This is a genomic window from Nocardioides sp. (assembly GCF_050246775.1).
Taxonomy (GTDB): domain Bacteria; phylum Actinomycetota; class Actinomycetes; order Propionibacteriales; family Nocardioidaceae; genus Nocardioides.
Genome location: NZ_JBFWVK010000003.1, coordinates 210,283 through 225,868, shown reverse-complemented (window position 1 = coordinate 225,868; position 15,586 = coordinate 210,283). Strand labels below are relative to the sequence as shown.

Sequence of the window (15,586 nt, the reverse complement as noted above, 5' to 3'; positions counted from 1 at the left end):
TCGTCACCGACTATGACTACTCACACCACTCGAGCCGGCGACGGCCTGCTCTCTGTCGCGATGGTGACGCTCGGCTGCGCGCGCAACGAGGTCGACTCCGAGGAGCTTGCCGGCCGGCTGGAGGCTGATGGCTTCCGGCTGGTCGACGACCCGGCGGACGCCGACACCGTCGTGGTCAACACCTGCGGCTTCGTGGAGGCCGCCAAGAAGGACTCGGTCGACACGCTGCTGGCGGCCGCCGACCTCAAGGAGACCGGCAGCACCAAGGCTGTCGTGGCGGTGGGCTGCTTGGCCGAGCGCTACGGCAAGGACCTGGCCGAGTCGATGCCCGAGGCCGACGCCATCCTCGGCTTCGACGACTATCCTGACATCGCGGCCCGGTTGCGCTCGATCGTGTCCGGCGAGGTCCACCACCCCCACACTCCGCAGGACCGCCGTCGGCTGCTGGCCATCAGCCCGGTCGACCGTGACGCCTCGGCGCTCTCGGTCCCCGGTCACGGCAGTTCCACCGACGAGCTCGGCACCGGCGCCCCGGCGACCGGCCCGCGCACCGTTCGCCGCCGTCTCGAGGGTGGCCCGATGGCGCCCCTGAAGCTGGCCAGTGGCTGTGACCGGCGCTGTTCGTTCTGTGCGATCCCGAGCTTCCGCGGCAGCTTCGTGTCCCGCCGACCCAGCGATGTCATCCAGGAGGGTCGCTGGTTGGCCGATCAGGGGGTCAAGGAGCTGTTCCTGGTCAGCGAGAACTCCACCTCCTACGGAAAGGACCTCGGCGACCTGCGCCTGCTGGAGACCCTGCTGCCCGAGCTGACCGCCCTGGAGGGTGTGGAGCGGGTGCGGGTGTCCTACCTCCAGCCGGCCGAGACCCGACCGGGCCTGATCGAGGCGATCGCCACCACGCCCGGCGTGGTGCCCTACTTCGACCTCTCCTTCCAACACGCCTCCGCGACGGTGCTGCGCCGGATGAGGCGATTCGGAGACCCCGAGAGCTTCCTCGACCTCCTGGAACGCATCCGCGCCCTCAGCCCGAGCGCCGGCGTGCGCTCCAACGTGATCGTCGGGTTCCCCGGGGAGACCGAGGAGGACCTGGCGGTCCTGTGCGACTTCCTGGAAGCGGCCCGGATGGACGTCACCGGCGTGTTCGGCTACTCCGACGAGGACGGCACGGAAGCAGCCTCCTATGACGGGAAGCTCGATGCCGACACCATCGCCGAGCGCACCGAGCACGTGACCTCGCTGGTCGAGGAGCTCAATGCTCAGCGCGCCGAGGAGCGGATCGGGCAGACTGTCTCGGTGCTCATCGAATCGCTGGCCGACGGTGTGGTCGAGGGACGGGCCGCGGAGCAGGGCCCCGAGGTCGACGGCACGACGACGGTGTCCGGAGCCGGTGGTGCTCGGATCGGCGACATCGTCGAGGCTGTCGTGACCGGGACCGACGGGGTCGACCTGCTGGCCGAGGCGTTGGTCTGATGAGCGACGCCGGGGCTCCCTCTGGTCGGGTGAGCAACTTCAACGTCCCCAACGTGCTCACGACGTTGCGCATCGTGCTGGTGCCCTTCTTCGGCTGGGCCCTGCTGGTCGACGGCGGCGACTCGGTCCTGTGGCGCAGCGTGGCCTTCGTGATCTTCGCGGTCGCCATGGTCACCGACAAGATCGACGGCGACTACGCCCGCAAGTACAACCTCGTCACCAACTTCGGCAAGATCGCCGACCCCATCGCGGACAAGGCCATCACGGGGATGGCGTTCGTCGGCCTCTCGATCACCGGGGACATCTGGTGGTGGGTGACGGCCGTCGTCCTGCTGCGCGAGTGGAGCGTGACCCTGCTGCGCCTCTCGGTGCTCAAGAACGTCGTGATCCCGGCCGCGCAGAGCGGCAAGATCAAGACCGTGCTGCAGGGCTTCGCACTGGCCGGCCTGATCCTGCCGCTGCCCCATGGCGACGCGCACGACGGCAACTTCGACAGGTTCGGCATCGCGGGCGAGTTCGTCTTCTACACCGCGCAGGTCTTCCTGGCCGCCGCAGTGGCAATGACGCTGTGGTCGGGCTACGAGTTCTTCCGCGACGTGTGGCGGCAACGGGCAACCGTCACCAAGTCGTGACCCGGACGTTGGCAATCATTTACCCGTCCTGGGTGCCACATTTCCGGCACAACGGCTAACGTGCGGGCGAAGGCACGGCGTACGCCGTTGCCGGACGCATAATCTCGGGCCGCCGATTGGGGCTGCCGTCCTCCAATGCAGCGGAGTCATACGTATGTCATCTTTGCGCCGTGGGGCCATCTCAGGCCTCGCCCTCGCCCTTCTCTCGGCCGGTCTCCTCGGGTCCCCGGCCGAGGCCAACCCGGCGGGCAGCGACCTGGTCATCAGCGAGGTGTACGGCGCCGGGGGCAACACCGACGCGCTCGTCACCCATGACTTCATCGAGCTCTACAACCCGACCTCCGCGGCGATCTCGGTCGACGGCTGGTCGGTGCAGTACCGCTCCGCGACGGGCACGACTCCGACCGTCACCAACCTGACCGGGTCGGTCCCCGCCGGTGAGCACTACCTCGTGCAGGAAGCCGGTGGAGCTGTCGGGGCGGCCATGCCTGCCCCCGACGCCAGTGGGGGCATCACGATGTCGGGCTCCAACGGTGTGGTGCTGCTGATCGCCAGCACCAGCCCCTTCACCGGGGTGGGCAACCTGGCCGGCAACACCGGCGTGGTCGACATGGTCGGCTACGGCACCACCCCCACCACCTTCGAGGCGGCGAACACCGGGGTGGCTCTGAGCGCCACCACCTCGGCCAGTCGAGGAGCGCTCGGCGCCGACACCGACAACAACGCGGTGGACTTCTCCGAGGGAGCACCCACCCCCGAGAACTCCGGAGCCGTCGTCGAGCCGCCCGACGAGGTCGAGGCGAGCATCGCGGAGATCCAGGGCACCAACGCTGCCGCCTCGCCGCTGGCAGGCGACATCGCGACCACCCGCGGCGTGGTCACCGCCGCCTATCCCACCGGTGGCTTCAACGGCTTCTACCTCCAGACCGAAGGCACCGGCGGCGCGAGCGACGCCACCCCGGGCGCCTCCGATGCGGTGTTCGTCTACGGAAGCGCCGCCACAGCCGCTGCGGTCGAGATCGGTGACTTCCTCGAGGTGACGGGCCCGGTCAGCGAGTTCTCCGGCACCACCGAGATCACCCCGGCCGCCGCCTCCGACGTCGTACAGCTGGCCGATGCCCACGCTCCGGTGACGCCCCTGGTCGCGGCCTACCCGACGACCGAGGCCAGCCGTGAGGCGCACGAGGGCGAGCTGCTGGCGCCCACCGACACGTTCACGGTGACCAACACGTTCGCGACCAACCAGTACGGCGAGATCGGGCTGGCCACCGGAAACACGCCGCTGATCCAGCCCACCGACGTCGTCGACGCGCAGGACACCGCAGGCGTCCAGGCCGTGACGGCCGACAACCTCGCTCGCGCCGTCACCCTCGACGACGCCGCCAGCCTCAACTTCCTCAGCGCAGCCAACCAAGGCACGCCGCTCCCGTGGTTGACGAAGGCCAACCCGATCCGGGTCGGGGCGACCGCGACCCTCAAGCAGCCGGTGATCCTCGAGTTCCGCAACAACGTCTGGAACTTCCAGCCCACGGCCCGGGTCACCGACGACGGCTCGGCCCTGGCCGACTTCGCCAACACCCGGCTCGACAACGCGGCCCCGCAGGCCGTCGGCGGCAACCTGCGGCTGGCCACCTTCAACGTGCTGAACTACTTCAACACCACCGGCACCGACTTCGTGGCCGCCGGTGGCTCCTGCACCTACTACAACGACCGGGCCGGCGATCCGGTCACCAACAACAACTGCACCCCCGACGGGCCCCGAGGGGCTGCCGAGGCGGAGGACCTGGAGCGTCAACAGGCCAAGATCGTCACCGCCATCAACGGGCTCGGCTCCGACATCGTGTCGCTGGAGGAGATCGAGAACTCCGTCAAGCTGCTCGGTGAGACCGACCGTGACGACGCCCTGTCGACCCTGGTCGACGCGCTGAACTCCGCGGCGGGCTCACCGGTCTGGGACTTCGCACCGTCCCCGGCCGCCGCTGACCTGCCGGCGTTGGCCGAGCAGGACGTGATCCGGACCGCCTTCATCTACAAGCCCGCCACGGTCGATCTGGTGGGAGCCTCGAAGGTGCTCGTCGGTGCACCGGCGTTCGCCAATGCCCGCGAGCCGCTCGCTCAGGCCTTCAAGCCTGCCGGCGCCGCCAACTCCTCGGCCTTCACGGTCGTCGTCAACCACTTCAAGTCCAAGGGCTCGGGCACCCCGGACCCGGACGGTCAGGGCAACGCCAACGTCGACCGGATCGCACAGGCCGAGGCGCTGTCGACCTTCGCCAGCGCGTTCGCGGCAGACCGTGGCACCGACGCCATCTTCCTGACCGGCGACTTCAACTCCTACACCGAGGAGGACCCCCTCCAGGTGCTGTACGCCGACGGCTACACCAACCTCGAGTCCGACACCGCCGGCGAGACGTCGTACAGCTTCAGCGGCCTGTCCGGCTCCCTGGACCACGTGCTCGCCAACCCGGCCGCCGAGGCCCTGGTGACCGGTGTCGACCTCTGGGACATCAACGCCGGTGAGTCCGTCGCCTTCGAGTACAGCCGGTTCAACTACAACGCGACGGAGTTCTTCGACGCCGCCGACCCGTTCCGTGCCTCCGACCACAACCCGGAGGTCATCGGTCTCGACGTCTCCGCCGAGGCCGGCCCCGTGACGCTCAACCTGCTGGGGGTCAACGACTTCCACGGGCGGATCAACGCCTCCACGGTGAAGTGGGCCGGCACCGTGGAGCAGCTCACCGAGCAGGGTGGGGCCGACAGCACGCTGCTGGTCGGGGCCGGTGACCTCATCGGGGCCTCCGAGTTCGCCTCCGCCGTGGCGGAGGACCAGCCGACCATCGACATGTTCAACGCGCTGGGACTCGACGCCTCGGCGGTGGGCAACCACGAGTTCGACAAGGGCTGGGCAGACCTGCGCGACCGCGTGATCGGCGCACCCGGGGCGCGCAACGCACAGTGGGACTACCTCGGGGCCAACGTCTACGCCAAGGGCACCGAGGACCCGGTGCTCCCCGAGTACGCGACCTTCGAGGTCGAGGGGGTCACTGTCGGGGTGATCGGCGCGGTGACCGAGGAGACCAGCTCGCTGGTGAGTCCTGGGGGAATCACCGACCTCGACTTCGGCGACCCCGTCGACGCGGTCAACCGGGTCGCCGGTGAGCTCAGCGACGGCGACGACACCAACGGCGAGGCTGAGGTGATCGTCGCCAGCTTCCACGCCGGTGCCACCCAGGGAGCCGGGTCCGACTACGCCACGGAGCTGGCCAAGGGCGGCGAGTTCGCCGAGATGGCCGACCTCATCCCTGCCGTCGACGTCATCTTCAACGGACACACCCACCAGGCCTACGCCTGGGACGCGCCGATCCCCGGCGAGGCGGGCACCCGCCCGATCATCCAGACGGGGCAGTACGGCGACAACGTCGGTCAGGTCCAACTGACCGTCGACCCGGCCACCGGTGACGTCTCGGCCTACACCGCCCGCAACGTGGCCCGTACGGCGGTCGCTGACGCCGACCTCGTCGCGGCGTACCCTCGGGTGGCACAGGTCAAGAGCATCGTCGACGCCGCCCTGGCCAACGCCGCAACGGTCGGCAACGTCCCCGTGGGCTCCATCACCGCCGACGTGAGCCGTGCCTACAGCAACGGCTCCTACGTCGACGGGAAGTGGGTCTCGCCCACCCCGCGCACCGAGGACCGGGGCGCGGAGTCGGCCCTGGGTGATCTGGTGGCCAACGCCCTGCGCGACGGACTGCCGGCCGAGATGGGCGCTGCCGACATCGGCATCGTCAACCCTGGCGGGATGCGCGCCGACCTGACGTACGCCGGCAACCCGGGCACCAATCCGGCCGACACCGATGGCGTTGTCACCTACGCCGAGGCCAACGGGGTGCTGCCGTTCGTCAACAACATCTGGACGATCGACCTGACCGGCGCCCAGTTGAAGGATGTGCTCGAGCAGCAGTGGCAACCCACGGGTGCCGCGCGGCCGTTCCTGGCTCTCGGCCTGTCCGACAACGTCCGGGTCACGCAGGATCCGACCCAGCCGGCCGGCTCGCGGATCACCTCGATCCTCGTCGACGACGAACCCATCGACCCGTCGCAGACGTACACCGTGTCGACGTTCTCCTTCCTGGGCACCGGTGGTGACAACTTCGCCGCCTTCACCCAGAGCAGTCATCAGGACACCGGCCTGGTCGATCGCGACCTGTGGATCGATTACCTGCGCGACCACGCGGGCATCGCCCCCGACTTCGCCCGCCAGCAGGTCGTCTCCAGTGGCATCCCCGAGCAGGTGATCGCGGGCGACGACGTGTCCTTCCAGGTGTCGCGTCTCGACCTGACCTCGCTGGGGAGCCCGCAGAACACGTCGGTCGCGGTCTACCTGCGCACCGCCACCTCCTCGCGCAAGGTCGGGGACTTCCCGGTCACCGGCGGGGCAGCCGAGGTCTCCTTCACCGCTCCCGACGACCTCGCCGGGCGGGCCACGGTCGTGGTCATCGCCGCGCCGAGCGGCACCCAGGTCGGACTGCCGCTCACCGCCACCGCCAGCACCGTCTCGGCCACCGCCGACGCGATGACCTACGGCACGGACGGGTCGGTCGAGGTGAGCGTGACCTCGGACATCCCGGCCACCGGCACGGTCGAGGTCAGCGACGGGGAGGACGTGATCGGCACCGGGACCCTGGCCTCGGGCCAGACCACGGTGACGATCCCGGGCACTGCGCTGTCCGTGGGCAGCCATGCACTGACGGTGCGCTACCTCGGTGACTCCCAGCACGACGCTTCCAGCACGACCGTGCGGCTGGTGGTCGCCAAGGCCGTCGCCACCGTCCAGGCAACGGTCGCGCCCGCGTCCGTCGCGGTGCGGTCAGGAACGGCTCGGGTCTCGGTCATCGTGTCGGCTCCCGGGGTGATGCCGGAGGGCCTGGTGGGGATCTACTCCGGAGGCTCGCTGGTCACCGTCGCCACCCTGGACGACGGTACGGCGGAGTTGCGCGTGGGCCCCTACCCCAGCACCGGGGTCCGCCAGTTCGAGGTGCGCTACCTCGGTGACGACAACGTGGGCTCGTCGTCGACGACCACCTCGGTGCGGGTGGTCAAGGCCGAGCCGACGATGACGGTTCGGGTGACCCCTGGGGTCATCCACCACAACACCACCCGACCGGTGGTCACGGTCACGCTGAGCGCACCCGGCTTCGTGGTCGCTGGACGGGTCACCGTGACCGCCAACGGCACCACCTACGCCTCGCCCCTCTCGGCCGGGCGGGCCACCATCACCCTGCCTGCCTACAAGCTGGTGGGCAGGAAGACGATCGTGGTGCGCTACCTCGGCAACGACCTTGCGCAAGCGGTCGCCAAGTCGGTCACCTTCCGGGTGGTGAAGTAGCCGGTCGACCGTCGGCGCCCGGTCTCCGGGTGCCGACGGGTCGGCCTGCGTCGGCCCTGGCCAGGTTGAACGCGGCCTGGACCAGGGTCAGGTGGCTGAACGCCTGGGGGAAGTTCCCGACCATCGTCCCGGTGGCGGCGTCGTACTCCTCGGAGAGCAGCCCGACGTCGTTGCAGAGCCCGACCAGGCGGTCGAACAGGGCGTGCGCGTCGTCGGTCCGTCCGGCAGCGGCATAGGCCGAGACGAGCCAGAACGAGCACGCCAGGAACGGGTGCTCGGAACCGGACAACCCGTCCACCCCGCTCCTGGTGCGATAGCGCATCAACAGGCCGTCGCGCATCAGGTCGCGCTCGATGGCCTCGATCGTGCCGAGCATGCGCGGGTCGTCTCCGTCGATGAACCCGATCAGCGGGAGCACCAACAGCGAGGCGTCGACCTCCGTCGTCTCGTAGTGCTGGGTGAACGTGTTGGCCGCCGCGTTGAAGCCCCGGGTCAGCACCTCGTCGCGGGCCGCATCGCGGATCTCCCGCCACCGATCGACGTCCCCGGTGGCACCGGTCTCCTCCACGGCGCGCACCGCGCGGTCGAAGGCGGCCCAGACCATCGCCCGGGAGTGGGTGAAGTGGCGCATCGGACCTCGGATCTCCCACAGTCCGTTGTCGGGTTCCTGCCACTGCCGGGCCAGGTCGTCGATCAGGGCGCGCTGCAGCGCCCAGGCCAGCGGATCGGGCTCGAGTCCGCCCAACCGTGCCCGTTCGAGCGCCACCATGACCTCACCCAGGACGTCGCTCTGGCGCTGCTCGGCGGCGGCGTTGCCGACCCGCACCGGGCTGGAGCCGGCATAGCCGGACAGGTGGTCCAGGGTGCGCTCGGGCAACCGGCGGCCCCCGTCCACGGTGTACATGATCTGCAGGTCCTCGGGGTCACCCGCGACCGCGCGCAGCAGCCAGTTGCGCCACAGGCGCGCCTCGTCGGTGTAGCCGGCGTCCACCAGCGACTCCAGGGTGAGCGCGGCGTCTCGCAGCCAGCAGAACCGGTAGTCCCAGTTGCGCTCCCCGCCGAAGTCCTCGGGCAGCGAGGTCGTGGGCGCGGCCACGATGCCCCCGGTCTCGGCGTGGGTCAGCAGACGCAGGGTGAGCAGCGAGCGGCGTACGACGTCGGCGTGGGGGACGTCGACCTGGCAGCCTGCTGCCCAGTCCTCCGCCTCGGCGATGGTGTCGGCGATGGGTCCGGAGTAGTCGAGCCCGGCCGGGGTCTCCACGTGGGATGGGATCCACGTGGTGGAGAAGCTCAGGGTCTCTCCGGCCGTCACGTCGAAGGTGTCCTGGTGGTGGTGGTCGATCGCGACGGGCAGCCGCGGTCCGCGCAGGACCAGCTTGTCGGGTCCGGCGACGGCCACGATGACCTGCTGGCCCTCGACGATCTCACGGCGCACCCAGGGGCGGATCTCGCCGTACTCCATCCGCACCACCCAGTCGTGCTGCAGCTCCACAGTGCCGCTGACCCCGGTGACGACGCGCACGAGGTCGGCACGGTCCTCGACGGTGGGCATCACGTCGAGGAGCGTCACCTCGCCGGTGGCGGTCGTGAACGTGGTCTCGAGAGCAGCCGAGCGCCCGAGGTAGCGCCGGGTGACGGCATAGGTGCCGGTGGGGCACAGCTGCCAGTGGCCATGGTCCTCGGTGCCGAGGATGGCGGCGAAGCAGGCCGGGGAGTCGAAGCGGGGCAGGCACAGCCAGTCGATGGAGCCGTTGGTGCCGACCAGGGCAGCCGTGTGCCGGTCACCCAGCAGTGCGTAGTCCTCGATGGCCAACCGGGGCTCGTTCGTCATGTCAGGCAACGTACCCGTGGCCGCCTACGATCGTCAGATGACGACTTCGCCGACGACACCGCACAGCCTTCAGGCTCAGTTGCTGGCTGCCCGGGCGACGGTCGCGACCGCGGAGTCTTTGACCGGTGGTCTCGTCGGGGCTGCGTTCACGTCGGTGTCCGGATCGTCGGCGGTCTACCTCGGGGGAGTGGTGACCTATGCCACCGAGCTGAAGGTGTCGGTCCTGGGCGTGCCCGCCGCGGTGGTGTCCGGCCCCGGTGTGGTCTCCCCCGAGTGCGCCGAGGCCATGGCCGTGGGGGTGCGGGCGTTGACCGGCGCGACGTACGCCGTCAGCACCACCGGCGTCGCCGGCCCGGAGGCCCAGGAGGGCAAGGCTGTCGGGACTGTCTTCGTGGGGGTTGCCGGACCGGCAGGTGTGGGTCACGTGGCCTGCGCGCTGGACGGTGATCGCGACGCGATCCGGGCACAGACGGTGCAGGCTGCGCTGTCTGCCCTCAGCGAACAGGTGTCCACGGATCGGGGGAGTTCCGTAGGGGAAGAAACCCCCCTCGGGTAGCGTTGCCCCTATCGACTTGGAAAGGACCACGCTCATGGTGCTGTTTCGTCGCCTTCTGGGCGAAGTGCTCCGCGGTCAGCGGATGCAGCGTGGCATGACCCTGCGTGAGGTCTCCGCAGAGGCCAGGGTGAGCTTGGGCTACATCTCCGAGATCGAGCGTGGCCAGAAGGAAGCCTCCTCAGAGCTCCTGGCATCCCTGTGCTCGGCTCTCGACGTGCCGCTCTCCGATGTGCTGCGCGACGTCAGTGATGCCGTGGCGCTCGAGGAGGCCGCGCTGCTGATCGCGGCGACGCCGATCAAGGTCGGTGCCCACAACCGCGACGTGGTCGCCTCCGCCGCCTGAGCTCTCACCCGGGCTGGCACTGGGGGCACCAGTACATCGCCCGGTCGCGGTCGTCCTGGGCGACCTCGACGGCTGTGCCACAGCGACGACACTGCCGCTGGCGGTAGACCCAGCTGCGTCGACCCTTGCCCAGATCGCCTGTGGTGGTCTGCTCGGTGCGCTCCTTGTTGGCCTCCAGCAGCGCCTTCGCGCGCTTGACCAGGCGCGGCAGGTCGGGGACGTCAGCGACGTGCCGGGTGGGGCGGATCCCGGCCAGGAAGCAGAGCTCATTGCGGTAGATGTTGCCGATGCCGGCCAGGTTGCGCTGATCCAGGAGGGCCTCACCCACGGGCCGATCGGGCTGAAGGCAGAGGCGACGCACGGCCTCCTCGACATCCCAGTCGTCGCCGAGCAGGTCGGGACCGAGGTGTCCCACAGCGCGCTCCTCCTCCGAGCGGGGCAGCAGCTCGACGATGCCGAGGGCGAAGCCGACGCACACGCGGTCGACCGTCTCCAACACGACCCGGGCCTCATGGGCCGGGCGACGCCAGCGCTGGCCGTGCTGGTAGATGTGCCACGAGCCCTCCATCTTGAAGTGGGTGTGCAGCGTCCAGTGCTGGGGGGCGTCGTCGATGTGGGTCAACAGGTGCTTGCCGCGTGACAGCGTGCGCCTCAGGATCCCCCCGGTCAGGTCGACGGTGGCGAGCTGCGGCACGCGGAACGTCGTGCGGGTCAGCACGTGCCCCGCCAGCGCCCGGTCGAGTGAGCGGGCGGCCCTCCACACGGTGTCGCCTTCAGGCACGCGTCCCCTCTCGGATCCGGAGTCCTCGGGGGGTGGCCACGAACCCAGCATCCTCCAAAGCGGTGCGCAGTGCGTTGTCCGAGCGTCCCAGGAGCGCCGAACCGTCGGCCTTCTCCACGGTGAGGCGTCCCAGCGCTCCGCGGCGGACCGCGTCGGCGAGCGCCTGACACGCAGGTCCCAGCCGGTCGGGGGACTCGGTGAAGGTGAGCAGGGTGCGGCCGCCACGCTCGACGTAGAGCCCCAACGCGCCGTCCACCAGCACCACGAGGGCGCCGGCCTTGCGACCCGGCCGATGACCGGTCTCGCCGTCCACCCGCTCAGGCCACGGGAGGGCGGCTCCGTAGGGATTGGCCGGGTCGGTGGCGGCCAGGGTCACCGCAGCGGGCTTGGCGTCAGGTGGGATCTCGACGTAGGTCCGCAGCCGGTCGATCGCGCCGACCGTGCCGAACTGGGCAGCGCCGAGGCCGTCGACGAAATAGCCCCGACGGCAGCGACCGGAGTCCTCGAAGGCGGTCAGCACGCGGTAGACCGCTGCGAATCCGCCAGCCACCCGTTCGCTCATCACCGCTCCCCGGGTGACGACCCCGTGCCGGTCGAGCAGCGCCTCCGCGACGGCGTGGGCCCGTTTGGTGGGGTCGGTGTCGACCGCGGGCAGCACGGACCAGCGGCCGGCCGTCTCTGGCGGACCCGACCGGGTCGGGAGGCCGGGGCGCCCCCGGGCGCCGCGCGCTCGCGGCGGCGTACGACGGGTGCGGTGGGTGGTGCGGCCGGAACTGGTCAGCGCCCGCAACGGTGCCAGGGTGTCGTTGGTGACGCGGCCCGCCCACACCAGGTCCCAGAGCGCGGTCGACAGCGCGCGGTCGTCCTGGCTGCCGACGGCACTCGACAGCTGCCTGAAGAACCAGGCGCCACCCGGAGCGAGCGCGTCCAGCACCGCCTGGTGCGCCTCGGTGAGCTCGAGCTCACCTGGTGCGGGGAGGGTCAGGGCCGCCTGGTCGGCCAGATGCACCGACACCCAGCCGTCGTTGCCGGGCAGCGGAGAGTGTCCGGCCCAGATCACCTCACCGGTCGCGCTCAGCTCATCGAGCATCGCGGGCTCGTAGTCGACGACCCGAGCCGAGAGCACCAGCGGCTCAAGTGCAGAGGCCGGCACGGGACAGCCGGCGAGCTGCTCGATGGCGCTGACGACGCCGTCCACGCCACGCAGCGAACCGCGACGGCTGCTGCCGGTCGAGTTTGTGGGGACCAGGTGCTGCCACGCAGGCAGGAACCGTCCCAGGACCGCGGGCTCGACCGGCTCCACCTCGTGGCGCAGGCGGGCCAGGGAGCGCCGCCGCAGTCGGCGCAGCACCTCGGCGTCGCACCACTCGCTGCCCGAGCCGGAGGGTCGGAACTCGCCTTCGAGCAGCCGCCCGGAAGCAGCAAGCCGTTGCAGGGTGTGGCGGACCACCGCGGTGCCGAGCCCCAGCCGTTCGGCGACATCGGGGGTCGTGAAGGGCCCGTGGGTGCGCGCGTAGCGGGACACCAGGTCGGCCAGGGGGTCCTCCACCGCCTCGGCGAACACCTCCGGAGTGCCGGGTGGGACCGGAACGCCCAAGCCGTCGCGCAGTCTGGCTACGTCCTCGACCGCGGCCCAGCGCTCGGCACCGGCCATCCGGATCGGCACCACCCGACGTGACTCGGTCAGGACCGACAGCCAGCCTCGGGCGTCCGCAGCGTTGACGCAACGCTCGCCGACCTCGTCAGTGGACAGCGGTCCCAGGAGGCGCAGCAGGTCGGCCACCCCTTCGGCATCGCGGGCTCGACGGTCCGGGGCGAGTCGCTGAAGCTCGGCCTCGACCTCGGTCAGGACATCGGGATCGAGGAGCTCGCGCAGCTCGGCACGACCCAGCAGCTCGGCCAGGAGACCCTGGTCGAGGCTCAGGGCGGCCGCTCGGCGTTCGGCGATGGGGGAGTCCCCCTCGTAGACGAACTGGGCGACGTAGCCGAACAGCAGGCTGCGTGCGTAGGGCGAGGGTGACTGGGTGGTCACGTCGACCACCCGCACCTCGCGCCGCTCGACCTTCTTCATCAGCCCGATCAGCGAGGGCAGGTCGTAGACGTCCTGCAAGACCTCGCGCACAGCTTCGAGCACGATGGGGAAGGCGGGGTACTTCGAGGCCACGTCGAGCAGCTGGGCGCTGCGCTGGCGTTGTTGCCACAGCGGTGACCGACGCCCGGGATCACGACGGGGCAGCAGCAGGGCCCGCGCCGCGCACTCGCGGAACCTCGAGGCGAACAGGGAGGAGCCGCCCACCTCAGCCGTGACGAGCTGTTCGATCTCGTCCGGTTCGAAGACGACCACCTCACCACCCGGCGGCTCGACGTCGGTGTCCGGGATGCGCAACACGATCCCGTCGTCGGAAGCGACCGCCGACGCCTCGACCCCGTAGCGTTCGCGCAGCCTCGTGTTGATCGCCAGGGCCCAGGGTGCGTGCACGGGGGTGCCATAGGGCGAGTGCACCACCAGTCGCCAGTCGCCCAGCTCGTCACGGAACCGCTCCACCACCAGTGTGCGATCGCTCGGCAGCACCTGGGTCGCCTCGCGCTGCTCGGTGAGGTAGGTGACCAGGTTGTTGGCAGCCCAGTCGTCGAGCCCGGCCGCCGTGGCCTCAGCCAGCGCCGCGTCCCTCTTCATGGATCCGAGCTCACGCGTCCACGCACCTACGGCTTCACCCAGCTCCGCGGGTCTGCCGAGGCCGTCGCCCTTCCAGAAGGGCAGCCGACCCGGGACACCGGGGGCCGGGCTCACCAGGACCCGGTCATGGGTGATGTCCTCGATCCGCCACGACGTGGCACCGAGCGCGAAGACGTCGCCGACCCGTGACTCGTAGACCATCTCCTCATCCAGCTCCCCGACCCGACGGCCCGGGCCCTCCCCGCCGACAAGGAAGACCCCGAAGAGCCCCCGGTCGGGGATGGTGCCGCCGCTGGTGACCGCGAGGCGCTGGGCGCCGGGGCGCCCGGTGATCTGTCCGGTGATCCGATCCCACACGATGCGCGGGCGCAGCTCGGCGAACTCGTCGGAGGGGTAGCGGCCGGCCAGCAGGTCGAGAGTGGCGTCGTAGGCGCTGCGGGGGAGCGAGGTGAAGCTCGCGGTGTGGCGGAACAGCTCGTAGAGCCGGTCGACGTCCCACGCTTCCAGGGCGACGGCGGCCACCACCTGCTGGGCCAGGACGTCGAGCGGGTTGGCGGGCACCCGAAGCGATTCGATCTCGCCGGTGCGCATGCGCACGACGGCCACCGCCGTCTGGGCCAGGTCACCGCGATGCTTGGGGAACAGGATGCCCCGTGACACCTCGCCCACCTGGTGACCGGCCCGTCCGACCCGCTGCAGAGCACTGGCGACCGAGGGGGGTGACTCGATCTGGATGACGAGGTCCACCGCGCCCATGTCGATGCCCAGTTCGAGGCTGCTGGTGGCCACGACACAGGGCAACCGCCCGCGCTTGAGGTCCTCCTCGATCAGTGCCCGCTGCTCCTTGCTCACCGATCCGTGGTGGGCCCGGGCGATCACCGGGACGCTCGGGTTGTCGGTGGAGCTGGTCGAGACACCGGACTGGGCCATGATCTCGGCCGGTGGGCTCACCGGGCCGTCCGGGCCCAGGCCGGCCCGATCGGCCGCGATCTCGTTGAGGCGTGCGGTCAGGCGCTCGGCCAGTCTGCGTGAGTTGGCGAACACGATCGTCGAGCGGTGCTCCCCGATCAGGTCGGCGACTCGCTCCTCCACATGCGGCCACAGCGACGTACGCCGCGTGCCGCCGGCCGCGGAACCGCCACCCTCGTCCTCGATCGGCTGGCCGATCTCGGTCATGTCCTCGACCGGGACCACGACGGTCAGGTCCCACTCCTTGCTGGAGACCGGTGCGACGATCTCGACCGGTGCTGTGCCGCCCAGGAACCGCGCCACCTCCTCGAGCGGGCGCACCGTCGCGGAGAGCCCGATGCGTTGGGCGGGCGTGGTGAGCAGGGCGTCGAGTCGCTCCAGGGACACCGCCAGGTGGGCGCCGCGCTTGGTGCCGGCCACCGCGTGCACCTCGTCGATGATCACGGTCTGGACGCTGCGCAGCGACTCACGGGCCTGGGAGGTCAGCATCAGGAAGAACGACTCGGGGGTGGTGATCATGATGTCCGGCGGCGTCGTGGTCAGTCTGCGCCGGTCGGCGGCCGAGGTGTCACCCGATCGCAGTCCGACCGAGACCTCCGCGACGGGTGTGCCGAGTCGGTCGGCGGTGTGCCGGATCCCGGTGAGCGGCGCGCGCAGGTTGCGCTCGACGTCGACGGCCAGCGCCTTGAGCGGGGAGACGTAGAGGATCCGGCAGCGCTGCTGCTTCTCCGGCAGCGGGGCGCTCAGGAGCCGGTCGAGCGACCACAGGAACGCCGAGAGGGTCTTGCCGGACCCCGTCGGAGCCACGACGAGGGCGTGCTGGCCACGACCCACGGCATCCCAGGCCCCGACCTGGGCCGGGGTCGGCTCGGCGAAGGCGGCCGCGAACCAGGTGCGGGTCGGCTCACTGAAGCCAGCGAGAGGGTCGTTCGTGCTCACCGGCCCAT

Annotated in this window: 8 protein-coding genes; 5 read left to right on the top strand and 3 right to left on the bottom strand. The window is 70.4% G+C overall.

Going from position 1 to position 15,586, the window contains the following annotated elements:
• The first annotated feature begins 12 nt into the window (after positions 1-12).
• The 3 genes from rimO (at position 13) to AB7I40_RS16050 (ending at position 7,482) form a co-directional block, all read left to right on the top strand.
• A complete protein-coding gene (gene rimO / locus AB7I40_RS16060; protein WP_428347773.1) occupies positions 13-1,467 on the top strand; it encodes a 30S ribosomal protein S12 methylthiotransferase RimO in 1,455 nt (484 codons plus the stop codon).
• The gene (gene pgsA, locus AB7I40_RS16055; protein WP_428347774.1) at positions 1,467-2,099 is read left to right on the top strand and encodes a CDP-diacylglycerol--glycerol-3-phosphate 3-phosphatidyltransferase; all 633 of its coding nucleotides are present in this window, start codon (positions 1,467-1,469) and stop codon (positions 2,097-2,099) included. Before rimO ends, pgsA begins: the two co-directional genes overlap by 1 nt.
• Positions 2,100-2,253: 154 nt before the next feature.
• Positions 2,254-7,482, top strand: coding sequence for an ExeM/NucH family extracellular endonuclease (locus AB7I40_RS16050; RefSeq protein WP_428348108.1), 5,229 nt, complete (start codon positions 2,254-2,256; stop codon positions 7,480-7,482).
• On the opposite strand, the gene AB7I40_RS16045 is transcribed toward AB7I40_RS16050, so the two are convergent.
• Positions 7,460-9,313, bottom strand: a complete 1,854-nt coding sequence (locus tag AB7I40_RS16045) for a glycoside hydrolase family 15 protein (RefSeq protein ID WP_428348107.1) — start codon at positions 9,311-9,313, stop codon at positions 7,460-7,462. The genes AB7I40_RS16050 and AB7I40_RS16045 overlap by 23 nt on opposite strands.
• A gap of 37 nt (positions 9,314-9,350) precedes the next feature.
• Between AB7I40_RS16045 and AB7I40_RS16040 the strand changes: the two genes are divergently transcribed.
• Together AB7I40_RS16040 and AB7I40_RS16035 are read left to right on the top strand one after the other, a co-directional pair.
• Positions 9,351-9,869 (top strand): CinA family protein, encoded by a 519-nt coding sequence (locus AB7I40_RS16040; RefSeq protein ID WP_428345690.1) that lies wholly within the window; start codon positions 9,351-9,353, stop codon positions 9,867-9,869.
• A 34-nt stretch (positions 9,870-9,903) separates the two neighbouring features.
• Complete coding sequence (locus AB7I40_RS16035; RefSeq protein ID WP_428345691.1) at positions 9,904-10,212, top strand: helix-turn-helix domain-containing protein; 309 nt, start codon at positions 9,904-9,906, stop codon at positions 10,210-10,212.
• Positions 10,213-10,216: 4 nt separating this feature from the next.
• Here AB7I40_RS16035 and AB7I40_RS16030 read toward each other — a convergent pair whose 3' ends face one another.
• The gene (locus tag AB7I40_RS16030) at positions 10,217-10,993 is read right to left on the bottom strand and encodes a DNA-formamidopyrimidine glycosylase family protein (protein WP_428345692.1); all 777 of its coding nucleotides are present in this window, start codon (positions 10,991-10,993) and stop codon (positions 10,217-10,219) included.
• On the bottom strand, positions 10,986-15,578 hold the full coding sequence (locus tag AB7I40_RS16025; protein WP_428345693.1) for an ATP-dependent helicase: 4,593 nt from the start codon (positions 15,576-15,578) through the stop codon (positions 10,986-10,988). Before AB7I40_RS16025 ends, AB7I40_RS16030 begins: the two co-directional genes overlap by 8 nt.
• Between the last annotated feature and the right edge of the window lie 8 nt (positions 15,579-15,586).